General features: G+C 69.8%; 11 protein-coding genes and 1 pseudogene. 6 read left to right on the forward strand and 6 right to left on the reverse strand.

The features are described 5' to 3' along the window. The first annotated feature begins 10 nt into the window (after positions 1-10). On the forward strand, positions 11-13,255 hold the full coding sequence (locus ACIG5A_RS19220) for an amino acid adenylation domain-containing protein (protein ID WP_397241587.1): 13,245 nt from the start codon (positions 11-13) through the stop codon (positions 13,253-13,255). Positions 13,256-13,633: 378 nt separating this feature from the next. On the opposite strand, the pseudogene ACIG5A_RS19225 reads toward ACIG5A_RS19220, so the two are convergent. Beyond that, a pseudogene (locus ACIG5A_RS19225) lies at positions 13,634-13,927 on the reverse strand (GNAT family N-acetyltransferase); the annotation flags it as partial. A 28-nt stretch (positions 13,928-13,955) separates the two neighbouring features. Next, positions 13,956-15,314 (reverse strand): FAD-binding oxidoreductase, encoded by a 1,359-nt coding sequence (locus ACIG5A_RS19230; RefSeq protein ID WP_397241589.1) that lies wholly within the window; start codon positions 15,312-15,314, stop codon positions 13,956-13,958. A 208-nt stretch (positions 15,315-15,522) separates the two neighbouring features. Between ACIG5A_RS19230 and ACIG5A_RS19235 the strand changes: the two genes are divergently transcribed. Continuing rightward, positions 15,523-16,029 carry a GtrA family protein gene (locus tag ACIG5A_RS19235; RefSeq protein ID WP_397241591.1) on the forward strand — a complete coding sequence of 169 codons (507 nt, stop codon included), beginning with the start codon at positions 15,523-15,525 and terminating at the stop codon, positions 16,027-16,029. Here ACIG5A_RS19235 and ACIG5A_RS19240 read toward each other — a convergent pair. From ACIG5A_RS19240 to ACIG5A_RS19250, 3 genes are read right to left on the reverse strand one after another with little or no spacing between them, the layout of a single operon-like run. After that, positions 16,010-16,663 carry a Type 1 glutamine amidotransferase-like domain-containing protein gene (locus tag ACIG5A_RS19240; protein ID WP_397241593.1) on the reverse strand — a complete coding sequence of 218 codons (654 nt, stop codon included), beginning with the start codon at positions 16,661-16,663 and terminating at the stop codon, positions 16,010-16,012. The two genes, ACIG5A_RS19235 and ACIG5A_RS19240, sit on opposite strands and share 20 nt — an antisense overlap. Before the next feature lie 9 nt (positions 16,664-16,672). Beyond that, positions 16,673-17,512: a maleylpyruvate isomerase family mycothiol-dependent enzyme gene (locus ACIG5A_RS19245; protein ID WP_397241595.1), complete on the reverse strand. Its 840-nt coding sequence runs from the start codon at positions 17,510-17,512 to the stop codon at positions 16,673-16,675. Further along, positions 17,509-17,958, reverse strand: coding sequence for an HIT family protein (locus tag ACIG5A_RS19250; protein ID WP_397241597.1), 450 nt, complete (start codon positions 17,956-17,958; stop codon positions 17,509-17,511). The genes ACIG5A_RS19245 and ACIG5A_RS19250 overlap by 4 nt, the downstream gene beginning before the upstream one ends. 473 nt (positions 17,959-18,431) lie before the next feature. Here ACIG5A_RS19250 and ACIG5A_RS19255 point away from each other — a divergent pair, with 473 nt between their 5' ends. From ACIG5A_RS19255 to ACIG5A_RS19270, 4 genes are all read left to right on the forward strand, one after another. Next, a complete protein-coding gene (locus tag ACIG5A_RS19255; RefSeq protein WP_397241599.1) occupies positions 18,432-19,583 on the forward strand; it encodes a Re/Si-specific NAD(P)(+) transhydrogenase subunit alpha in 1,152 nt (383 codons plus the stop codon). Next, complete coding sequence (locus ACIG5A_RS19260; RefSeq protein ID WP_397241601.1) at positions 19,583-19,882, forward strand: NAD(P) transhydrogenase subunit alpha; 300 nt, start codon at positions 19,583-19,585, stop codon at positions 19,880-19,882. The genes ACIG5A_RS19255 and ACIG5A_RS19260 overlap by 1 nt, the downstream gene beginning before the upstream one ends. A gap of 17 nt (positions 19,883-19,899) precedes the next feature. Beyond that, a complete protein-coding gene (locus ACIG5A_RS19265; protein WP_397241874.1) occupies positions 19,900-21,312 on the forward strand; it encodes an NAD(P)(+) transhydrogenase (Re/Si-specific) subunit beta in 1,413 nt (470 codons plus the stop codon). Positions 21,313-21,441: 129 nt separating this feature from the next. Beyond that, positions 21,442-22,566, forward strand: coding sequence for a DUF5925 domain-containing protein (locus ACIG5A_RS19270; protein WP_397241603.1), 1,125 nt, complete (start codon positions 21,442-21,444; stop codon positions 22,564-22,566). Here the strand turns inward: ACIG5A_RS19270 and ACIG5A_RS19275 are convergent. Next, positions 22,544-23,683 carry an MFS transporter gene (locus ACIG5A_RS19275; RefSeq protein WP_397241876.1) on the reverse strand — a complete coding sequence of 380 codons (1,140 nt, stop codon included), beginning with the start codon at positions 23,681-23,683 and terminating at the stop codon, positions 22,544-22,546. The genes ACIG5A_RS19270 and ACIG5A_RS19275 overlap by 23 nt on opposite strands. Positions 23,684-24,057 lie beyond the last annotated feature (374 nt).

Raw genomic sequence — 24,057 nt, forward strand, 5'->3', positions numbered from 1 at the left:
GACCGGGGTAATGACACATCAGGTTTCGACCACTGAATTTCCGCTGTCGCCTGCCCAGTTGGGCATGTGGTACGCCCAGCAGCTCGACCCGGGGGTGCCGCTGTACGAGGCGCAGTACATCGAGATGGTCGGCCCGCTCGATATCGAGCTGCTGCGCAAGGCATCGACGCAGGGCGCGCTCGAATTCGGCTCAGGCCTGCTGCGGCTCACCGAAAAGGACTCGCGCCCTTGGCAAGTCGTTGATCAGCGGATCGAACCCGAGGTGACCTACCTCGATCTGAGCGATGCGGCGGATCCGGATGCGGAGGCGATGCGCTGGATGCGCGCCGATGTGACCGCGCCGATCGACCTGCTCGGCGAGCCGCTCGGTGTCTCCGCGCTGATCCGGGTCGGCCCGCAGCGGGTGCTGTGGTACTCGCGGGTCCATCACATCGAGCTCGACGGGTTCGGTTCGGCGAGCCTGCTGTACCGGGTCGCCGAGCTGTACAACGCGGCGCTGGCAGGCACCGAGCCGAAACCCGCCGGTGCGGCGAGCCTGCGCGAACTGCACGAGGTCGAGATGAGCTATCGCGACTCGTCCCGGTTCCGCACCGATGCCGAGTACTGGGCGCAGCGGACGGCGGGCATGCCGGACCGGTGCAGCCTGGTCGAGGCGGCGGCGCCGGCTCATGCGCTCGGCCGCCAGCATCGAATCATGTTGTCGGACAACCAGTCCGAGCGGCTGGACGGTGCCGCCAAGCGGCTGGAGGTCGGTGCGCCCGCGCTGCTGATGGCGGCGCTCGCGCTGTATTACGCGCGGCTGACCGGTCAGCGGGATGTGGTGCTCAGCCTGCCGGTGTCCGGCCGGACCACCGCGCTGCTGCGGCGCTCGGGCGGCATGCTCGCCAATGTGGTGCCGCTGCGCGTCGAGGTCACCGATACCAGCACGATCGCCGATATCGTCGCCGCGATCCGGGTCGAGGTGTCCGGCGCGCTGCGCCATCAGCGATTCCGGCACGAGGAGATGCGACAGGGCGAGGTCGGGGGCGGGCGCGGCTTCGTCGGCCCGGTGGTGAACATCATGCTGTTCCCCACCGAGGTCGATTTCACCGGCGTGCGGTCGAGCCTGCACGTGCTGACCTCGGGGCCGATCGAGGACCTGTTCGTCAACCTGTACCAGCACGGCGCGCAGAGCCCGATCCATGTCGACTTCCACGCCAATCCCGCGCTCTACGATGCGGAATCGCTTGCCCGCCACCACAACCGATTCATGGTGCTGTTCGAGTCGATGCTCGCCGCCGCACCGGATACGCCGGTGCGCGAGCTCGACTACTTCCTGGACGACGAGCGTGAGCTGACCGCCGGGATGCAGGGTGCGGCAGCTCCGGACCCCCGGCTGCTGCCCCAGGTGCTCGAGGCGGGACTGCGCGCCGCGGGTCCCGCCGCGCCCGCGGTGCTGTGCGGAGAGCGCACGCTGTCCTACGGTGAGCTCGATGTGCTGTCGAATCGGCTGGCGCGCAGGCTGATCGACCGTGGCGCGGGGCCGGAGACCAGTGTGCTTGTCGCGCTGCCGCGTTCGGTGGAGTCGGTGCTCGCGCTGTGGGGCGTCGCGCGCTCCGGTGCGGCCTATGTGCCGGTGGGCAATGGCGTGCCCGCCGGCCGTGTCGCGCAGATGGCCGCTGAATCCGGTGCGCGACTGGGTATTACGGTCTCCGCGCAGCTTCCCGAGCTGCCGGACGGGATCACCTGGATCACGCTCGACGATCCGGACGTTCTCGCGGATTCCACCGGGCTCGGGCGCGAGCCGGGATCGCATGCGGCACTGGACAATTCCGCCTACATCGTGTTCACCTCCGGTTCGACGGGTACGCCGAAGGGCGTCGTCGTCACCCATGCCGGGCTGGCCGGACTCGCTGCCGCGGTGCGCGATTCCTACGAGGCAGGGCCGGGATCGCGGGTATTGCACTGCCTGAACCCGGGTTTCGACGCATCGATACTCGAGCTGTTCGTCGCGTTCGGGTCCGGCGCGACGCTGGTGATCGCCGACAACGACGCGGTGGCGGGCGCCGGGCTTGCCGCGGCGATCCGCGATTTCCGAGTGACCCAACTGTGTTCGACGCCCGCGGTGCTCGCCTCACTGCCCGCGGACGCGCTCGACGGGATACGTGCCGTGTCCACCGGTGGCGAGGCGTGCCCGCCGGAGCTGGTTGCGCGGTTCGGGCCCGGTCGCAAGCTGGTGAATTCCTATGGCCCGTCGGAAGCCACCGTCGCGGCCACCTTCACCGAGGGGCTCGTTTCGGATCGACCATCGGGCATCGGCGCGCCGGTTCCCGGTGTCGGGCTGCTCGTGGTGGATCGTCGGCTGCGGCCGGTGCCGATCGGCACGGCCGGTGAACTCTGCCTCGCCGGACCGGGTCTGGCCCGCGGATATGCCCGGCGCGCCGGGATGACCGCCGAGCGTTTCGTGGCGAACCCGTTCGGTCCGCCGGGCAGCCGGATGTACCGGACCGGTGACCTGGTCCGCTGGCGCGCGGTGGCCGCCGAGTCGGGCAACGGTCATCCGATTCTGGAATACGTCGGCCGCAGCGACTTCCAGGTGAAGCTGCGCGGCATGCGCGTCGAGCTGGGCGAGGTGGACGCGGTGCTGGCCGCGCACGCCTCGGTCGATATCGCGGTGACCGTGCTGCGGCGCACCGAGGTCGGCGGGTCGGCGCTGGCCTCGTATGTGGTGCCCACCGCGCGCGGCACCGAACTCGATGTGTCGGCGCTGAGTGAGTTCTGCGCTCGCAGACTGCCCGGCCATATGGTGCCCGCCACGATCACCGTGCTCGACGCCCTGCCGATGACCGGTAACGGCAAGATTGATCGCAAGGCGTTGCCTGAGCCGGAACCCGTTGTGCCCGAACGGGTCACGGCGGCGGGCACGGAGACCGAGCGGGTGCTGTGCGCGCTGTTCGCCGAGGTGCTCGGCCTGCCAGAGGTCGGCGCGGAGGCATCGTTCTTCGCGCTCGGCGGCGATTCGATCCTGTCCATCCAGCTGGTGTCGCGTGCCCGTGCCGCCGGGCTGGTGTTCGCGGCGCGCGATGTCTTCGAACATCCGACGCCCGCGGGGTTGGCCAGGGTGGCCACCGCGCCGACGGAACAGCGAAAGGTCTTGCGCGAGTTGCCGGGTGCCGGTGTCGGTACGGTGGCGCGCACTCCCATCGTGTCCTGGCTGCTCGACAACCCGACGGGCTGGCAGCGTTTCGGGCAATCCATGGTGCTCGCGCTGCCGCCCGGCATCGACAGGCCCACCCTCGTACGGATCATGCAGGCCGTTCTGGATCGGCACGATATGTTGCGCGCCAGGCTGATCGGTGGCGCGCTCGAGGTGCGGCCCGCGGCCGAGGTCGATGCGGGCGCGCTGCTCACCCGCACCGCGTGCGTCGAGGACGACGTGGTGGTGGCGCCCGCGCTCACCGCCGCGCAGGACCGCCTCGATCCGGCTGCGGGCCGCATGCTCGCCGCGACCTGGCTCGACGCCGGACCCGCCGGTGCCGGGCGGCTCGCCATCGTCGTGCACCACCTGGTTTTCGACGCGGTGTCCTGGCGCATCGTGATTGCCGATCTGATCGCCGCGTGGGGGCAGGTATCGGCCGGTCTGGCGCCGGAGTTGCCCGCGGTCGGCACCTCCATGCGCACCTGGGCACACGCGCTTTCCGCTGCCGCACTGGAGGATTCGTGGACCGATGAGCTCGGCTACTGGACCGGGATGCTCGCCGCCGCCGATCCGCCGCTCGGGCGTCGCGACCTGGATCCCGCGGTGGACCTGCGCCGCGATGTCGAGCGCATCGAGGTGGCACTGCCGGTGGCAACCACCGCGCCACTGCTCGAGCGGATGCAGGCGGCGTTCCGCTGCGGCGTCGAGGAGGCGCTGCTGACCGCGCTGGCGATCGCGCTGGCCCGGTGGCGCCCCGGCCGCGAGTCCGCGCTCGTCATGCTGGAACGCCACGGCCGCGAGGAGCACGCGGTGCCAGGCGCCGACCTGTCCCGCACCGTCGGATGGTTCACCAGCCAGGTGCCGCTGCGGCTCGGACTGACCGGCCTCGACGGGCCGGCGACCGCGATCAAGGCGGTCAAGGAGCAGCTGCGCGCCGTGCCGAGTGGCGGGCTCGGCTACGGACTGCTGCGCTACCTGAATCCGGAGACCGGTCCGCGGCTGCGCGCACTGCCGCAGGTCGGGTTCAACTATCTCGGGCAGGTGCTCGGCGCCGCCGCGGGACCGTGGCTGCCGGTGGCCGCGGGCACCGAGCTGGGCGGCACCGGCGATCCCGAGCTGCCCGCCACCGCCGTGATCGCGCTCGACGCGGTATCCATCGACGGCGCGGACGGCCCCGTCCTGCACGCGGTATGGCAGTACACGTCCTCGGTGATCGACCGGCATGACGTGGAACGGCTTGTCCGCCACTGGATGTCGGCGGCGGCCGATATCGCGGCGCTGCTCGCCGAACCGGGGGCCGGCGGGTTCACCCCCTCGGATCTGCCGCTGGTGTCGGCCACCCAGGGCCAGATCGACGAATGGGAGTCGCGCTACCCGGCTTTCACCGACGTGTGGCCGCTCGCACCGCTGCAGCGCGGGCTGCTGTTCCACGCGCAGCTGGCCGGTGGCCGCACCGACGGCTATTCGGTGCAGGCGGTGATCGATCTCGCGGGCGATATCGACACCGACCGGCTCGCCGCGGCCGCGCAGGCGCTCGTCCGCAGGCACGACGCGCTGCGCACCGCGTTCGTGCCGACCGGCGACGCCGCCGTGCAGGTGGTGCTCGCGGATCCGGTGCTGCCGTGGCGCTGTGTCGATGCCGGACCGGTGGATTGCGACGCGCTGGCCGATGCCGAGCTCGCCGTGCCGTTCGAGCTGGATTCGCCGCCGCTGCTGCGGTTCCTCTGCCTACGGCGCGGACCGGGCATGGTGCGCCTGGTGATCACCAATCACCACCTGATCCTCGACGGCTGGTCGATGCCGCTGCTGTTCGCCGAACTGCTCGCCATCTACGAAAGCGCAAGTGCCGGTGCGGAATCGGTGCTCGATGCGCCGGTGTCCTATCGCCGCTATCTGGAATGGCTCACCGCGCGCGACGCCGCTGCCGCGCGGGCGGCGTGGCGCACCGCCATGGCCGGGCTGTCCGGGCCCACGCTGGTCACCCCGACCAGGGGTGGGCGCCTGCGTGCGGGCGAGGCGAACATGCCGCCGACGCGCAGCATCGATGTGCCGCTGCCGGAGCGCAATTCGACGAAGCTCGCGCGCGCCGCGGCCGAACGCGGCGTCACGCTGAACACCATCGTGCAGGTCGGCTGGGGCCTGCTGCTCGCCGAGTTGACCGGCGGCGCCGACATCGTGTTCGGCGCGACCGTCTCCGTGCGCCCGCCCGAAGTGGCCGGGGCGCAGCGGATGGTCGGCATGCTGGTGAACACCATCCCGATCCGGATCGCGCTCTCGCCCGCCGAATCCGTCGGCGAACTGCTGGCCAGGGTGCATCGTGAGCAGAGCGCGCTGTTCGAACAGCATGCCCTCGGCCTCACCGAGATCCAGGCCGAAGTCGGGCTCGGTCCGCTGTTCGACACCGCGACCGTGTTCGAGTCGTATCCGGTGGACGCGGCGGCGCTGTCCGCGGCGACCGATCGAGCCGGCCTGCGGGTCGAGGACTTCCGCGGCCGCGATGGCACCCACTATCCACTCGCCCTGGCCGCCTACGCCCGTGAGCGGCTGCGGCTGGTGCTCACCTACGCGCCGCGGTTCTTCGAGGCCGACGAGGCCGTGGACATGGTCGGGCGGCTGGCGCGGATCCTGGAGCGGCTCAGCGGCGATCCGACGCGGCGCGTCGCGCAGGTGCGCGGCGGCGTGCCCGCCGACAGCGCGGAGGTGCTGCGCGCCAGGCCGGAACCGCTGCGCCTGCTGCCCGACCTGCTCGCCGTTGGCGCGCGGCGCGGCCGAATCGCGGTGTGCGGCTGGACGACCGAACTCGGCTACGCCGAGCTCGACGCGCGATCGAACCGGCTGGCCCGGGTATTGATCGAACGCGGCGCCGGCCCGGAATCGGCCGTACTGCTTGCCCTTCCGCGCTCGGTCGAGTGGTTCGTCGCGGTGTGGGCGATCGCCAAATCCGGCGCCGCGTTCGTGCCGGTCGACGTGCTGCATCCGGCGGAGCGGATCGCCGTCATCGCGGCGGGCACGGGCGCGGCATTCGGCGTGACCGATGCCGAACACCGTGCGCACCTGCCGAATTCGGTGTCCTGGCAGGAACTCGACGATCCGGTGCTGCGCGCCGCCGTCGACAGTGCGGCCGATGCGCCGATCAAGAACGCCGACCGGCGCGCACCGCTGCGCGCCGGTCATCCGGCCTACATCATCGCGACCTCGGGATCGACCGGAACGCCGAAGAACGTCGCGGTCACGCACGCGGGTCTGTCCGGATTGGTCGCAGGCATCGGCGCGCGCGCCGCCGCGCATCCCGGTGACCGGGTATTGCTGTGCATGAACCCGAGTTTCGACGCCGCCGTGCTGGTGTGGCTGTGGACGCTGGCCTCGGGGGCGACCCTGGTGATCGCACCGCCGGAGGCGAGCGCGGGCGCCGAGCTCGGCGGGGTGATCGTGGAAGCCGCGGCCACCCATGTGATCACCACCCCCGGTGTCTTCGCGACCGTGCCGACCGCGGCCATGTCCGGTGTCCGGGTGGTGATCACCGGAGGTGAGGCGTGCCCGCCGGAGCTGGCCGCACGGCTCGGCGCCGGTCGGACGCTGCTGAACTCCTACGGTCCCGCCGAGGCCACGGCCGCGGCCACCTGCACACCGCCGCTCGCCCCCGGTGAGCCGATCGGCCTCGGCGCGCCGCTGCCTGGCATGGGGCTCGCGGTGCTGGATCAGTGGCTGCGCCCGGTGCCGTACGGCACGGTGGGCGAGCTGTATCTGATGGGTCCCGGCCTGGCGCGCGGCTACGCGGGCCAGCAGGCGCTGACGGCGGAACGGTTCGTGGCCGATCCCTTCGGGACGCCGGGCGCCAGGATGTACCGCACCGGCGACCTCGTCCGGCGCGTCTCGCACGCGCGGCTGGAGTATGTGGGGCGCAACGACTCTCAGGTCAAGGTGCGCGGAATCCGGGTGGAGCCCGGCGAAGTCGACGCGGTGCTGCGCACCCGCGACGGCGTGGCCATGTCGGTCACCGTGGCCAGGAACGGCGCGGCGGGCGGCCACGCGCTGGCGAGCTATGTCGTCCCGGCCGCGGGCGCCGAGCTGACGGCGGCACGGATGCTCGAATACGCCACCGCGCGGCTGCCGCGGCATCTGGTGCCCGCGACGGTGACGGTGCTGGAATCGTTGCCGCTCACCGGCAACGGCAAGGTCGACCTGCGTGCGCTGCCCGAACCCGAACTGGCGGTGGCCGACTACGTCGAGCCGATCGGCCGGGAACGGGTGATCGCCGAGGCGTTCGGCGAGGTGCTGCACCGTGATCGGGTCGGTGCGGCCGACGACTTCTTCGCGCTCGGTGGCGATTCGCTGTCCGCGGCACGGGTCGCGGCGCGCATCGGCGCGGCGCTCGGCGCCCAGGTGCCGGTGCGCACGATCTTCGAGGCGCCGACGGTACGCGCGCTGGCGGAGCGGGTGCGTGTCACCGGTGGCCTGGCCGAGGCGGGGCCGCGGCGCGGGCCGCGGCCGCCGATTGTCCCGCTCTCGCCCGCACAGCAGCGGATGTGGTTCGTCAACGGATACGACCCCGATTCCGGTGCCTACAACATCCCGATTGCCTTGCGGCTCAACGGAGAGCTCGATCTCGACGCGCTGCGCGGCGCACTGCACGATGTGCTCGACCGGCACGAGTCGCTGCGCACCGTCTACCCGGCCCGCGACGGCGTCGGCCATCAGGTGATCCTGCCCGCCGATGCGGTAGCGCTCGACCTCGAGCCGATCGTGACCGCGGCATCGGAGCTCCCCGGAGCGGTAATCGAAGCTGTCACCGCGGGATTCGACGTGACCGCCGCGATTCCGGTGCGGCTGCGGCTGTTCCGTCTCTCGGATGACGAGCACGTGCTCGTGGTGGTCGCCCATCACATCAGCGCCGACGGCTTCTCGATGGGGCCGCTGGCGCGCGACCTGATGGCCGCCTACATCGCGCGCAGGCAGGGCGGCGTGCCCGTCTGGACGCCGCTCGCGGTGCAGTACGCCGACTACGCGCTGTGGCAGCACGACCGGCTCGGCGCCGCCGACGATCCGGAATCGCTGCTGGCCAGGCAGATTCAGTTCTGGCGCGAGACGCTCGCCGGACTGCCGGATCAGCTGGCGCTGCCCGCCGATCGCGCGCGGCCCGCGACGGCGTCGCTGCGCGCGGGCACGGTGCTGCGGACGATCGATACCGAGCTCACCGCGGGCCTGGACGCGCTGGCACGTGCCAACCAGAGCTCGCTGTTCATGGTGCTGCACGGCACGCTCGCCGCGCTGTTCGCCAGGCTCGGCGCCACCACGGATATCGCGATGGGCACCCCGGTCGCCGGTCGCGGCGCCGCCGAGCTCGATGCCGTGGTCGGCATGTTCGTCAACACCGTGGTGCTGCGCACCGAGGTGAACGGGGCGGAGCCGTTCGTCGGTCTGCTGGACCGGGTGCGCCGCGCCGATCTCGACGCGCTCGCCAACGCCGACGTGCCGTTCGAGCGGCTCGTCGATGTGCTCGAGCCCGCGCGCTCGGCGGCCAGGCATCCGCTCGTCCAGGTCATGCTGATCTTCCAGAACCTCGCGCCGGTCGAATTCGCGCTGCCCGATCTGCGGGTCGGCGCGCTGGAGCTGGATCAGGAGGCGATCCGGTTCGACCTGAGTGTCACGGTGGCGGAGCGGCAGGGCGGCGGGCTCGCGGTGCGAATCGGTTACGCCACCGACCTTTTCGACGCCGAAACGGTCGAGCGCCTTGCGGCGCGCTGGCTTCGGCTGTTGCGCGCGGTGGTGGCGGACCCGGCGGCGCCGGTCGGCGATATCGAGCTGCTCGACCGGGATGAACATGCCGAGATGCTGTCGCGCGGCGAGCCTGCCGTCGCCGCACCGCGGACGCTGCCCGAACTGCTCGCGGCGGCGGTGGCCGCCAACCCGGACGGCACAGCGGTGACCGACGGTACGGTCGCGCTCACCTACCGCGAACTCGACGAGCGCTCGAATCGGTTGGCCAGAACGCTGATTCGGACCGGTGCCCGCCCGGAGACGCTGGTCGTGCTCGCGCTGCGCCGCTCCATCGAGTCGGTGCTCGCGGTGTGGGCGGTGGCCAAGACCGGTGCGGCGTTCGCCCCGGTCGATCCCGCCTATCCGGCGGAGCGGATCGCGCAGATCCTCGCCGACTCCGCCGCGACGATCGGCATCACCACCGCGGCGCTCGCGCCCGCGCTGCCGGATGCGGTGCGCTGGCTGGTGCTGGACGATCCGGCGACCGCCGGAATACTCGCCGCCACCGAGGAATCCGCGATCGAAGTGGACGAGCGCGCGGCACTGCGACCGGAGCAGGCCGCGTATGTCCTGTTCACCTCCGGCTCGACGGGGCGGCCGAAGGGCGTCGTCGTCACCCACGCCGGTTTGGCCAATGTGGCCGAGATACAGCGGGATCGGCTCGGCTCGACGCCGGACTCCAGGGTCGCGCACCTGGCCTCCCCGAGTTTCGACGCCGCGGTGCTCGAGCTGTTGCTCACGGTCGGACCCGCGGCGACCATGGTGATCGCGGGGCCCACCGCGTTCGGCGGCGTGGAACTGGCGGAATTGCTTGCGGGGGAGCGGGTTACCCATATCGCGCTGACGCCGTCGGCGCTGGCGTCGGTCGATCCGGCGACCGTCGGCACCGCGCTGCGGGCGATCATCACCGGCGGTGAGGAATGCCCGCCGGAGCTGGTCGCCCGCTGGGCGGCGCCGGGGCGCACGCATTTCAACGACTACGGGCCCACCGAGACCACCATCTGGGCGACCGGCAGCGCGCCGCTCGCCCCCGGCGACGAGGTGACCATCGGCGGGCCGGTGCCAGGCCTGCGCGCCATGGTGCTCGACGGACGGCTGCGGCCGGTGCCGGAGGGCGTGGTCGGCGAGCTGTATGTGTCGGGCCTCGCCCTGGCGCGCGGCTACCACGGCCGTGGCGATCTGACCGCCGCGCGCTTCCTCGCCGATCCGTACGGTGCGCCGGGCGAGCGGATGTATCGGACCGGCGACCTGGTCTACTGGCGCGGTCGCGATCTGCACTACCTCGGCCGCTCCGATCTGCAGGTCAAACTGCGCGGGCTGCGCATCGAACTCGGCGAGATCACCTCGGCGCTGCTCGCCGACCCCTCGGTGGAGCAGGCGGTCGCCGAGGTGTACACCGATCCCGCGGTCGGCGAACTGCTCGTCGCCTATGTGGTGCAGGCGGATTCGGCGGCATTCGACGCGGATGATCTGAAGAACCAGGTGGCGCAACGACTTCCGTCATATATGGTGCCCTCGTCGATCATCGTGCTGCCCGAGCTGCCGCGCACGGCCAACGGCAAGCTGGACCGGCGCGCACTGCCCGCGCCCGATATCCGGTCCGGCCGCTACCGCCCGCCGAGCACCCCGACCGAGCGGGCGATCGCGGAGGTCTTCGCCGAACTGCTCGGCATCGAGCGCATCGGCCTGGACGACAACTTCTTCGCCCTCGGCGGCAATTCGCTCATCGCGACCAGGATCGCCGCCCGGCTCGGTGCGGCGCTGAACGCCAGGATCCCGGTGCGCACCGTCTTCGACGCGCCGACCGTCGCCGAACTCGCGCTCGCCGTGCGTACCGCCGCCACCCCGCCCGGCCCGCGTCCGGGGCCGCGGCAACGGCCGGAACACATTCCGCTGTCGGCGGCGCAGCGGCGCATGTGGTTCCTCAATCGCTACGACCCGTCCTCGCCCGCGCACAATGTGCCGGGAGCCTTCGAGCTGTCCGGTGACGTGGACGCGACGGTGCTCGCCGACGCCATGGCCGACGTGCTGGCCAGGCATGAATCGCTGCGCACCGTCTACCCGGTCGACGTCACCGGCGAGCCGTACCAGCGCATCGTCGGCATGGACGAGATCGAGATACCGCTGCAGGTCGCCGAGGTGGCCGCGGGCACGACGGTGGAGAGCGCGATGCGCTTGGCCGCCAAGGGGTTCGATCTGACCCGCGAGCTGCCGATGCGGGTCTGGCTGCTGCGCCCGGACCAGGGGCGTGCGCTGCTGATCGTGGTCACCCACCACATCGCCTCCGACGGTTGGTCATTGGCGCCGTTGACCCGGGATGTGATGGTGGCCTGGGCCTCTCGGCTGGCGGGGGCCGCGCCGCAGTGGAATCCGCTGCCGCTGCAGTACGCGGACTACGCGCTGTGGCAGCACGAATTGCTCGGCGACGATACCGAACCCGGCACGGTCGCCCATCGGCAACTCGAATACTGGCGCGGCGCGCTGGCCGGACTGCCCGACGTGCCCATGCTACCGACCGATCATCCGCGGCCGGCGGTGCTGACCCATCGTGCGACGATGGTGGACTTCGCCATCGACACCGCCGTGCAGCAACGGATCAGGGAGGTCGCCCGCTGGCACGGGGTCAGCGTGTTCATGGTCGCGCACGCGGCGCTCGCGGTACTGCTGTCACGGCTGTCCGGGCAACCCGATGTGGCGATCGGCTCGGTGATCGCCGGGCGCGGCGACGGTGAACTGGACGAATTGGTCGGCATGTTCGTCAACACACTGGTGCTGCGCAGCCGCGTCGACGCCGAGGCCACCTTCGAAACCGTGCTCGCCGCAACGAAAGAGACGGATCTGGATGCCTTCGGCAACGCGGACGTCCCCTTCGAACGGCTCGTCGAGGTGCTCGCGCCCACCAGGTCCACCGCGCACCACCCGCTGTTCCAGGTGCTGCTTGTGCTGCAGAACTTCGATCACGAGCAGATCCGGTTCACCGGACTCGATGTGCATCCGGTCGAATTGCCCGCCGTCGGTGCGAAATTCGACCTGGAGTGGATGCTGGTCGAGGAGCACGACGAGGAGGGTGCGCCCGCGGGCATCCGCGGCACGCTGACCTTCTCCCGTGACCTGTTCGAAGAGGAGACCGCGGAAGCGCTGGCGCGGCGATATGTCGAGGTGCTCGACGCGGTCACCGCGCATCCGGCGATCGTGGTCGGCGCGCTCGACGTGACGGCGCCACCCGGCACCGCCGTCTACCAGGCGCCGCCGTCAACGGCGTTGCACCGCAAGGACATGCCGTACCGGCCGCCGGTGACGACCGCCGAGCACGCGGTCGTCGCGGCGTTCGAGCAGGTGCTCGGCGCGGACCGAGTCGGGTTGGACGACAACTTCTTCGAGCTCGGCGGCACCTCGATGGTGGCGATCCGGCTGGTCGCGATGATCAGGGACGAGCTCGGTTTCGCGATGCCGGTGCAGTGGATGTTCGGTGACCCGACGCCGGGCGCGCTGGCGCAGCGGATCCTCGACGGCAGCAGCGCCGCAGTGGATCCCGCTTTGCGTCAGGTGCTGCCGCTGCGCGGTTCCGGCGACGGTCCCGCGCTGTTCTGCGTGCATCCGGCCATCGGATTGGCGTGGGGCTACGCCGGTTTGGTGCCGCACCTCGATCAGGGCTACCCGATCTACGGCCTGCAATCGCCCGCCGTCACCGACGACGAACCGGACCGGTCACTGACCGAACGCGCGGCCCGCTACGCCGACGAGATCCTGATGACCCAGCCGCTCGGCCCGTATCGGATACTCGGCTACTCCGCGGGTGGTCCGCTGGCGCACGCCGTTGCGATCGAATTGCAGCGGCGAGGTGAACGCGTCTCCGCCCTGGTCATCATGGACGGCCGCGCGGACATCGAACCGCTCACCGACGACGCCATGGCACCGGCCGAATTCCTGCTCGCCGAGTTCGGCGGCATCGACCCGGCCCAGCTCGCCGCCGCCGACGACACCCCGCTACCCGAGCGCGCCGCGGCACTGCTGCGCGATGCGGGCGGCGCCTTCGCCGCTCTCACACCCGAGGACCTGCAACGCCTCTACGACGACTATCTCCGCCTGATCCGTCAGTCGGCCGACTACCGCCCCGCCGTCTTCGACGGCGACATCCTCTTCTTCAGCAGCACCAACACCCGCCCCGGCCTGGCATCGAACGCGGACACCTGGCGCCCCTACCTCACCGGAGACATCACCAACCACCAGACCGGCCACGAACACAACAAACTGATCACCCCGGAGTCACTCGCGGCCATCGGCCCGATCCTGGCCGAATACCTGCGAATGGGCCGATAGCCGCTGCATACGGCACCCGCTGCGAGGTACAGTGGCTTCTGTCACCTTGAGTGATGACGGTTGGGGCAGAGCGCCCTGTACAGACGCCCTGCCCGTGGATCAATTGGTCCTCAACCGTCGGACCAAGAAGTAGATTGCCCCGGCAACTGCGGCGACGCTGGCGCTAACAGCAGCCCAGTTGACCGGGGCACCTTCTTCCGGTGCCTTCCGGCAATCGTTCGATGATTCCCCATAGACCCACACCTCCCTCCTGGGCGCGGAGTCAGGACCTATGTCCTCCGCCCCGCGAAGGGAGGTGGCACCACACTAGATGAGCTCACCGACGAATACCGGTGATTCCCGGATGCTTTCGTTTCGGTCGAAAGACCAGGTAGCGGCCTACGCGACGAGGTCGGCGTATTCGGTGTGGGCGGCGATGTACTTTTCGACGTACCAGCAGGTGGGGATGATCGAGAAGCCTTGGGCGCGTGAGTCGTCCAGTGCGTATTCGACGACCTTGGCCGCGACGCCCTGGCCGCGGAATTCGGGGAAGGTCATGGTGTGGTGGAAGTCGCGCACTTTCGGGTCTTCGCGCTCCGCGTAGTCGGCATAGCCCGCCAGGGTGTCGTCGATGTAGATCTCGAAACGGGTATCGGCGACGTTGTGCTCGAGCCTTGTCGTCATGATCGGGTGAAACTCCTTCGGTGGCGGGAATGTTCCCTCAGAGGATCGAGCCGGGGTTGAGGATGCCGTTCGGGTCGAGCGCGTCCTTGATGCGGCGGGTCAGCGCCATCACGTCCGGGCCGAGCTGATCGGGCAGCCAGGCCTTCTTCAGCCTGCCGACACCGTGTTCGCCGGTGATGGTGCCGCCGAGCGCGATGGCCAGATCCATGATCTCGCCGAAGGCGCAGTGCGCGCGTTCGGTGTTCGCGGGATCGGCCGGATCGTGCACGATCAGCGGGTGGGTGTTGCCGTCGCCTGCGTGCGCGATCACCGAGACCAGCACATCATTGCGCGCCGCGATCTCCGCGATGCCGGTGACCAGGTCCCCCAGGCGCGGCAGCGGAACGCCGACGTCCTCGAGCAGGAGCGGCCCGATCTTCTCCACCGCCGGGATGGCGAAACGCCGTGCGGCGGCGAATGCCTCGCCCTCCTCCGGATCCTCGGTGTGGAAAACCTCTGTCGCACCGGCCTTTTCGCAGGCGGCCACCATGATCTCGGCCTCGTGCCTCGCGAATTCGCCCGGCGCGTCCGAGCGGGCCACCAGCAGTGCCGCCGCGGAACGGTCGAGCCCCATGCGCATTTCGTCCTCGACCGCGTTGATCGACACCGAATCCATGAACTCGAGCATGGACGGCCGCAGCGTGCCGGTGATCGCCAGAATGGCCTCGGTGGCGGTGGTCAGCGAGGGGAAGGTCGCGACGACGGTGCTCTGCGGCGGCTGAGCGGGCAACAGGCGCAGGGTGAGTTCGGTGATCACACCGAGCGTGCCCTCGCTGCCGACGAACAGCTTGGTCAGCGAGAGCCCCGCCGAATCCTTCAGCCGTGGCCCGCCGAGCCGCACCACCGTGCCGTCGGCGAGCACCACCTCCATGCCGAGCACGTAATCGGTGGTCACGCCGTACTTCACGCAGCACAGCCCGCCCGCGTTGGTTGCGGCGTTACCGCCGATCGAGCACATCTCGAACGACGAGGGGTCCGGCGGGTACCACAGACCGTGTTCGGCGACAGCGCGTTTCACCTCGGCGTTGAGCAGACCGGGCTGTGCCACCGCGGTTCTGGTGACCGGATCGACGGTGATCGCACGCATCCGTTCGGTGCTCAGCACGATGCCGCCGTCCACCGCGGTCGCGCCGCCGGACAGCCCGGAACCGGCGCCGCGCGGCACAACGGGCACCTTGTGCTCGTGCGCCCAGCGCAGGGTAGCGGCGACATCGGCAGTGCCGGTCGCGCGGACGACGGCGAGCGGTGTCCCGGCGCCGGGGTCGCGCGCCCAGTCCTGCCGATAGCTCGCGAGCAGGTCGGGATCGGTGACTACCGTGCCGTCGGGTAGGCTGTCGATGAGATCATGCAGGTCCACAACTCTTAAGTTAACGCTAGGTTCCCCTCGCTGGGCATGCGGCGTTCGATCGGCCGTGACAGGGTCCCATCGCCGCCCGCGATTCGGTCACCGTCGATCCGCACAAGCACGGCCTGCGGCCCTATGGTTGCGGCGCGGGTCACCGCGCTGGCCGCCTAGTTTGCCCGATGCTCACCTGGCGGACACTTGGCGCTGGCAGGCTGGCCGCGTGCACGAGCTGGCGACGACGACCGACGGCATCGCGGACCGGTTCAACCGGTGGTGTGCCGCGGTCGTCGCCCGCCTGCCGCTGCGGCTGAATCGTGTTGTCGCGCCGACCTTCCTGGGCTTCGCGCTGATCAACAGCTTTACCTTCGCGGTGGATCTGGCGCTGCTCACCGGCTTGCACGGCGGCCTCGGCCTGCCGGTGTGGCTGTCGGTCAGCCTCGCCTACGCGTGCGCGTTCGGGCTGAGCTTCGTGCTCAACCGCACCTTCAACTTCCACTCGCACGCGCCGGTCGGCAGGCAGGCCGCGCTGTACGTGGTGGTCGTCGTGATCAACTACGTCGCGTTCATCCTCGGCGTCGGCAGCGGCCTGACCGCGCTCGGTCTCGAATACCACCTGTCGCGCCTGCTCGCGGGCGCGTGCGAGGCGGTCTACATGTACAGCGCCATGCGCTGGGTGGTGTTCCGCCGCCGTCGCGAACCGGCCGAGGTCATGTCGCCGGTGGAGTGATCAGCTCCTCGATCCGCGTCCCGTCGACGACGATGGCGTCGTCGTCGGTGAGCGCCCAGTGTGGCACGCCCTCGGCGCGGTAGCGCTGCGCGAGCCGGTCGCTTTCGCCGTTCGGGTCGGTGGCGGACGCAACGTGCGGGACGATCCGCCGATCGACCAGACCCAGTCCGTCCCAGCGTGGTTCGACACCGCAGGTGGTGCGCACCTGGTCCGGATCGTCCATCGCCTCTATGCCGTGCAGATCCGGCGTCAGCAGGCAGGCGCCCGCGCTGTAACCGCCATAGGCGAGTGCGTCCTCGGCGAGCAGCCGACGCAGCGCGAGATCGGCTCCGCTGCGGGCGAATTGGGTGCGCAGCACGAAGGTGTTGCCGCCGCGCACCCACACCGCCGGGTATTCGGCCAGCCGCCGCGCGACTTCAGTGGGGCGGCCGAGGTATTCGCGCAGATCGAGCACCTCGGGGGTGTAGCCGAGGTTGCGCAGCGGCACCAGGTCGCTGGTGACCGCCGAGGCCCATGCATCGGCCCAGGAGTCACAGGCGTTGGGTATCACCGCGATTCGGCCGGGACCACCGACCAGCGCGGCGAACCGGTCGTAGTGCGCGCCGAATCGGTAGCTGGACAGGAACAGTCGCATAGTGGGCCGTCAGAACGTGAAGGCCAGGTTGCGCGCGATGCGGGAACCCAGCTCGGCGTCGCCGGTGTATTCGATCTCGCCGCGATGGTCGTCGGCGGTGCTCCGGCCACCGCCGAGGCGGACGAAAAGCCCGGAGTCCAAACGAATCTCGACGGTCGCCGGTTCGTCGAACGCCGGGACGTAGGCGGCGCGGTCGGCCACCTGGATGTGCAGATTCCTGGCCAGCGGGCCGGTCACCGCGAAGGTCACCCTGGATCCGGCGGGCGCTTTCCCCAGTTTGACGACCACCCGGGGGATCGATCCGGCGAACTCGGCGAAGGCCGACTCCGCGCGCGGGCCACCCTCGTCGACCCGCACGCCGAGCGCGTCGGCGATATCGAGTTCGTGCATCCAGCAGTCGAACAGCCGCACCCGCATGAACCGGCCGTAGCTGGTCGGCCCGATCGGCGAGGGCGTCTCGGCCTGCCACTCGGTGTCACCGAATGCCGCGAGCGCCTTGCGCCTGCGCTCGGTGACCTCGCCGAACAGCTCGAGCAGCCGGACGCCGGACAGCGGCCGCAGCCGTTGCACCCAGATCTCGTTGAATACCGCCGTCTCGTGGCGTACGTGCGGCAGCGTGCGCACGTCGACGTTCGGTTGCGCCGGATCCTGTGCGGGCGGCTTCTCGCCGAGTAGCCAGGATTCGGTGCCGATCACGTGCGCGACCACGTCGAAGACGGTCCAGCCCGGCAGGGGTGACGGTGTCCGCCACCGGGTTTCGTCGAGGTCGGCGACGAGCGCGGCGATCGCGTCCCACTGCTCCGACAGCCGGGCGGTGAGCCCGATCCGCTCCAGGGTCGGGTCGGTCATGCGGATTTCCCTTCGTCCTCGGCTTCGAGCGCCGCGATGCCGCCCTTGATGGCTTCGGCGGTGGTCATCGGCTCGTGCGGGCGGCGCAGCAGCAGGCCCGCCGCGAAGCGGAGTTTGTCGCCGTGATTGCGCGGTATCACGTGCAGGTGCACATGCGGCACGGTCTGGAAGGCGGCCGTGCCGTCGTTGAGCACCAGGTTCGCGCCGTCGGCGGACAGGCTGCTGCGCCGGATGGCCAGCGCGAGCCGATGCCCGGCGCGGAACATCTGCGCACCGAGGTCGGCGTCGAGATCCTCCAGCTCGGTGGCGTGCCGCTTCGGGATCACCAGCGTGTGGCCGCGGGCGATCGGCCGGATGTCGAGGAATGCGCACAGGGTGTCGTCCTCGTATATCTTCGTTGCCGGAGCCTCGCCTGCCGCGATCCGGCAGAAGACGCAGTCAGTCATGCCTGCGCCTCGCTGGCGCTCGGCTCCGGCCTGACAGACGTCGCTGCATCATGGTTCGCTCACAAGCTCGCTCACATTGCAGACCTTACGGCGTGGACATGACGCCCGTCACTGTTCGTTCGCGCCCCGACCGTCTGACCTGTTCGCCAACCTCCGGGTAAGTAATGGACCTGGACGTTCGGTCTTGTCCCAGCACACCGGGGCCGATCACCATCGAACTCGACAGCGATCGAATCGATGGACGGGTACGGAGGTAGTCACGATGTCCGTCATCCCATACGGAATCCCGACATAACGCCGAAATCCGGCATCGAACTGTGACGGGCATCTCAACTACATTCACAGGGGCGGGTACAGTTGCGAAGATTTAAGCCAACTTACTCAAAAGTAATATCCCCTGAAGTGCCGACGACGCAGTGCCCTCAGCGATCAACGCGGAAGGCTCGACCCCCGCACGAAAAGGAAGTCAGACAGTGGAGACAACGCAGAGCGTAGGCGATTCGTCGTCACGTGGCGCGCGTGTCGGAGTTGTTCGCGAGTCGAACGCGGGCGAACGACGAGTCGCATTGGTGCCGAAGATCATTCCCAGCCTGCTGAAGCACGGCGTGGACGTGGTGGTCGAGGCTGGTGCCGGACTCGGTGCGCTCATTCCCGACGCCGCCTACATCGAAGCCGGTGCGACGATCGGCGATCCGTGGTCGGCCGACGTGGTCGTCAAGGTGGCGCCGCCGAGCGACGCCGAGGTGGCCAAGCTGACCGCGGGACAGACACTGATCGGGTTCCTGGCCCCACGCAATGCCGACAATCAGATCGGCGCGCTGAAAACCGCTGGGGTGCAAGCCTTCGCGGTCGAGGCGATCCCGCGCATCTCGCGTGCCCAGGTGATGGACGCGCTGTCCTCGCAGGCCAATGTCGCGGGGTACAAGGCCGTGCTGCTCGCGGCGTCGGAATCGACCCGCTTCTTCCCGATGCTCACCACCGCGGCGGGCACCGTGAAGCCCGCCACCGTGCTTGTGCTCGGCGTCGGTGTCGCGGGCCTGCAGGCACTCGCGACGGCCAAGCGCCTCGGCGGGCGCACCACCGGCTACGACGTGCGCCCCGAGGTCGCCGATCAGGTGCGCTCGGTCGGTGCGCAGTGGCTCGACCTCGGCATCGACGCGGCCGGTGAGGGCGGATACGCCCGCGAGCTCACCGACGAGGAGAAGGCACAGCAGCAGCAGGCGCTGGAGGACGCGATCAAGGGCTTCGACGTGGTGATCACCACCGCGCTCGTCCCAGGCCGTCCGGCGCCGCGGCTGGTCACCGCCGCCGCCGTGGCGGGCATGAAGCCGGGCAGCGTCATCGTCGACCTGGCCGGCGAGACCGGCGGCAACTGCGAGCTGACCGAGCCGGGCGAGATCGTGGTCAAGCACGAGGTGACCATCGCCTCGCCGCTGAACCTGCCCGCGACCATGCCGGAGCACGCCAGCGAGCTGTACTCGAAAAACATTGCGGCACTGCTGGAACTGATGCTGGTGGACGGAAAGCTCGCCCCCGACTTCGGTGATCAGGTGCTCGCGGATTCCTGCGTCACGCACGAGCGAGGCCTGCCGAGCGAACCGACAAACGTAAGCGGAGATGCCTGATGTATACCGAACTGCTCGCCAACATCGCGATTCTGGTGCTATCCGGATTCGTCGGGTTCGCGGTGATCTCCAAGGTGCCCAACACCTTGCACACCCCGCTCATGTCGGGCACCAACGCCATCCACGGCATCGTGGTGCTCGGCGCGCTCGTCACGCTCGGCAATGTCGAGAACCCGTCGATCCTCACGCAGATCATCCTGTTCATCGCCGTCGTGTTCGGAACCTTGAACGTCATCGGTGGTTTCGTGGTGACCGACCGCATGCTCGGCATGTTCAAAGGCAAGAAGGCGGCCAAGTAATGCACACCTTCGACAATGTGACCTACCTGGTCAACGGCCTCTACATCGTGGCCTTCGGCATGTTCATCTACGGCCTGATGGGCCTGACCGGTCCGAAGACCGCGGTGCGCGGCAACCTGATCGCGGCCGTCGGCATGGTCATCGCCGTGGTGGCGACGCTGATTTCGGTGCGCCACACCAGTAATTGGATCCTGATCGTCGCCGGTCTGGTGGTCGGCGTCGCGCTCGGCGTGCCGCCGGCGAAGTTCACCAAGATGACCGCGATGCCCCAGCTCGTCGCCGCGTTCAACGGCGTCGGCGGTGGCACCGTCGCGCTCATCGCGTGGTCGGAATTCATCAACAGCCAAGGCTTTTCGCACTTCGACGAGGAGCCGACGGTCCACATCGTGATCGGCTCGCTGTTCGCGGCGATCATCGGCTCGATCTCGTTCTGGGGCTCGCTCATCGCCTTCGGCAAGCTGCAGGAGATCCTGCCCGGCAAGCCGATCGGCATCGGCAAGCTGCAGCAGCCGCTGAACCTGCTGCTGCTCGCGGGCGCCATCGCCGCGGCCGTGGTGATCGGCATCGGCGCCACCAATGATGGTGTGCCGCAAGTGTGGATGATCGCGGTGCTGGTGCTCGCCGGTGTGCTCGGCCTGATGGTCGTGCTGCCGATCGGCGGCGCCGATATGCCCGTGGTGATCTCGCTGCTCAACGCGCTCACCGGATTGTCCGCCGCCGCGGCGGGTCTGGCGTTGAACAACACCGCGATGATCGTGGCGGGCATGATCGTCGGCGCGTCCGGCACCATCCTGACCAACCTGATGGCCAAGGCGATGAACCGATCCATCCCCGCCATCGTCGCCGGTGGATTCGGCGGCGGCGGAACGGCTCCCGGCGCCTCCGATGGTGAGCAGAAGCAGGCCAAGGCCACCTCGGCCGCGGACGCCGCCATTCAGATGGCCTACGCCAACCAGGTGATCGTCGTGCCCGGCTACGGCATGGCCGTCGCGCAGGCACAGCACGCGGTCAAGGAGATGGCGGCGCTACTGGAGGCCAAGGGCGTCGAGGTCAAGTACGCGATCCACCCGGTGGCCGGTCGCATGCCGGGCCACATGAACGTGCTGCTCGCCGAGGCCGAGGTGTCCTACGACGCACTCAAGGAAATGGACGACATCAACGGCGAATTCGGCCGCACCGATGTCGCTTTGGTGATCGGCGCCAACGACGTCACCAACCCGGCCGCCCGCGAGGACTCCAGCAGCCCGATCTACGGCATGCCGGTGCTCAACGTCGACCAGGCCAAGAGCGTCATCGTGCTGAAGCGCTCGATGAACTCCGGCTTCGCGGGCATCGACAACCCGCTGTTCTACGCGGATCACACCTCGATGCTGTTCGGCGACGCCAAGAAGTCCGTCGGCGCGGTGACCGAGGAACTGAAGGCGCTGTAGGCGGTTGCGCCGTACGGCCCGCCGACCTCTCCCCGAGGTCGGCGGGCCGTCGTTTTATTCAGTGGACACCGCTTCGGCGCGCGGGCGATCATGCTTCGAGTGTCTTCTTCACGTACAGAGCCTCTTCGGTTGATCGGTCCGGGGGAGCCCTCGGACGATCTCGCCGAGCGGCTGCCGTGGGGCGTGACCATCGACTCCAGCTATTCGACCCGCGACGCGCTCGACGCGCTCGCGCTCGCCCCGTTCCTGCGCGGCGATCAGCCGTACGCCCGCAAAGCCAACCTGGAGCGGGTCGACCCGAACGCGCCGCTGCGGCCCGCGCAGGCGCAGGTGCTGCGCTCCGTGCTCGACGATGACGACAGCGGCCAGCTGCTCGCGGTCGGGCCGGGCTGGACGCTGCGCGCGATCCGCTGGACAGGTGGTTCGGCGATGGTCGAGGTCACCGCGGTCAGCGACGAGCTGGCGCGATCGGTGCTCGCCGAATCGATCCGCGATGCGGTCGCGCAGGTCACCGTGTCCGAGACCATCGAAATGGGTTTCTGGTACATGGATACGCGCGGGCCGTCCCGGCGCGGCCGGACCATTTCCGCACCGGCGTGGGGCGATATCCGCGGCAACTACGCCGCCGATGCCGGTACCGCCATGGACCAGCTGATGGCGCTCACCGCCGCGGAGGTCCGCGGCAGGCTCGTGCTGCTGCACGGACCGCCGGGCACTGGCAAGACCACCGCGCTGCGCGCACTGGCCCGTGCGTGGGCCTCCTGGTGCCAGTTCGACTGCGTGCTCGATCCCGAGCTGATGTTCGGCAAGCCCGGCTACCTCATGGAGGTCGCCGCCGGCGTGCACAGCGACGACGAGGAGCAGCAGCGCTGGCGCATGCTGGTGCTGGAGGACTGCGACGAGCTCATTCGCGGTGAGGCCAAAGAGGCAGCGGGACAGGGGCTTTCCCGCCTGCTGAACCTGACCGACGGTATGCTCGGCCAGGGCCGTGACGTCCTCGTCGCCATCACCACCAATGAGGACCTGTCCCGGCTGCACCCCGCGGTCGTGCGTCCCGGGCGCTGTCTGGCGCAGATCGAGGTCGGCCGACTCTCCGGTGCCGAATCCGCCGCTTGGCTCGCTCGTGCCGGTCACGCCGGCGCCGATCCGCATCCGGACGGTGCCACGCTGGCCGAACTCTCCGCTCTCCGCAACGGCGAGACCGTGATTCATGCCGGCCGTCCCGACGAGGTCAATCCGGGACTGTACCTGTAGGAGCGACCGCTCCGGCCTGCCAGCAGCACAGCAGGACGACGACGAGTGGGACCGCCATGGTCGCGGTCAGCGGGATGACCAGGGTCAGCCAGCCGAGCACGGCGGGCCCGGCGAGCAGGCCGAAGTAGCCGAGGCCGAAGACCTTCGACATGTCGGTGGCCGCCGTGGCCGAGCCGAGATTGCCCGCGGCGGTGAAGATCTGCGGGACAACGCCGGAGAGGCCGAGGCCCGTCAACGCCCAGCCGAGCAGCGTCAGCGCAATCCACGGCGACGCCATCACCAGGGTGAGGCCGAGCGCGGCGAGCGCGGTGCCGTAGCGCACCACCGCGACGCGGCCGAACGCGCCGCTGAACCGGTCGGCGGTGAACCGGCCCGCCGTCATGGTGACCGAGAACGCGCCGAAAGCCAGTGCGGCCGTCGCCTCGTCGGCGCCGAGGTGGTCGCGCATGTGCAGGGTGCTCCAATCGTTGGCCACCCCTTCGGCGAGCAGGATTCCGAACGCGATCACGCCCAGCGCCAGCACCTTTCGGCTCCGATTCGGCGTCGCGCGCGGTGCGGAAACGGCACGGGACGGTTCGACGACCTCAGGTGTCGATTCGGCCCCGTTGGTGTCGCGGAGTAGGCACGGCACCAGCGCGATGGTGGCCACTATGCCCGCGCCCGCCGCGAGCGACAGCGTCAGGCGGGCATCCAAGCCCGCGCGCAGCGTTGCCGCGCCGATGAGCGAACCGAGCAGTCCGCCGCCGGAGAACAGCGCGTGGAAGGCGGCCATGATCGGGCGGCCGTAGGCGCGTTCCACATGGACCGCTTGGGTATTCATCGAGACGTCCAGCGCGCCGTTGCCGAAACCGAAGCAGCACAGCGCGATTGCCAGCGTCAGCGGGTTGGTCGCGAGGCCGGGCCCGAGCACCGCCGAGGAGCCGATGGTGGCGGCCGCACCGACCAGCGTCCGGCTGCCGAACCGATCGGCAAGCGGCCCCGCGACCCGCATTCCGACTATGGCCGCTGTCGCCATCAACACGATGAACGTGCCTAGCGCGGCCGGATCGACCCCGGTTCGGGTGGTGATCGCCGGGATATGCACCACCCACATGGCGAGCATGAATCCGTTGAGCATGAACACCGCGAACACCGCGGCGCGCGCGACTCGGAGGTGACGCTCGAGCGTTTGCGTCGGCACCAGTCCGACGGTACCGGCGATCACCGCGTCGGCAGTGGGCCGACCGATCCCGTGGTGCCGACTGTCGATCGGCCACCGCAGGTGTCACCGACTGACACAGGCCGCGCACCTCATGATTTCCCGTACCCCGAATCGCATGCGGGAAGTCGAGGGCTGTGTGGCAGCGGTGCCATCCGCGCAGCGCGGCGCCCCGACTGGCCCGCCGGTGAGGGGAGCGGGCCGAATCGTAGGGGCTCGGCGAGGACGCCGAGACCAACCTCCGCGGTGCCGGTCCGGGGCTACGTCGACCCGGTTGTTCCGGTTCGGGTGGG

Origin of the sequence: Nocardia sp. NPDC052566, from assembly GCF_044547285.1 — a bacterium.
GTDB lineage: Bacteria > Actinomycetota > Actinomycetes > Mycobacteriales > Mycobacteriaceae > Nocardia.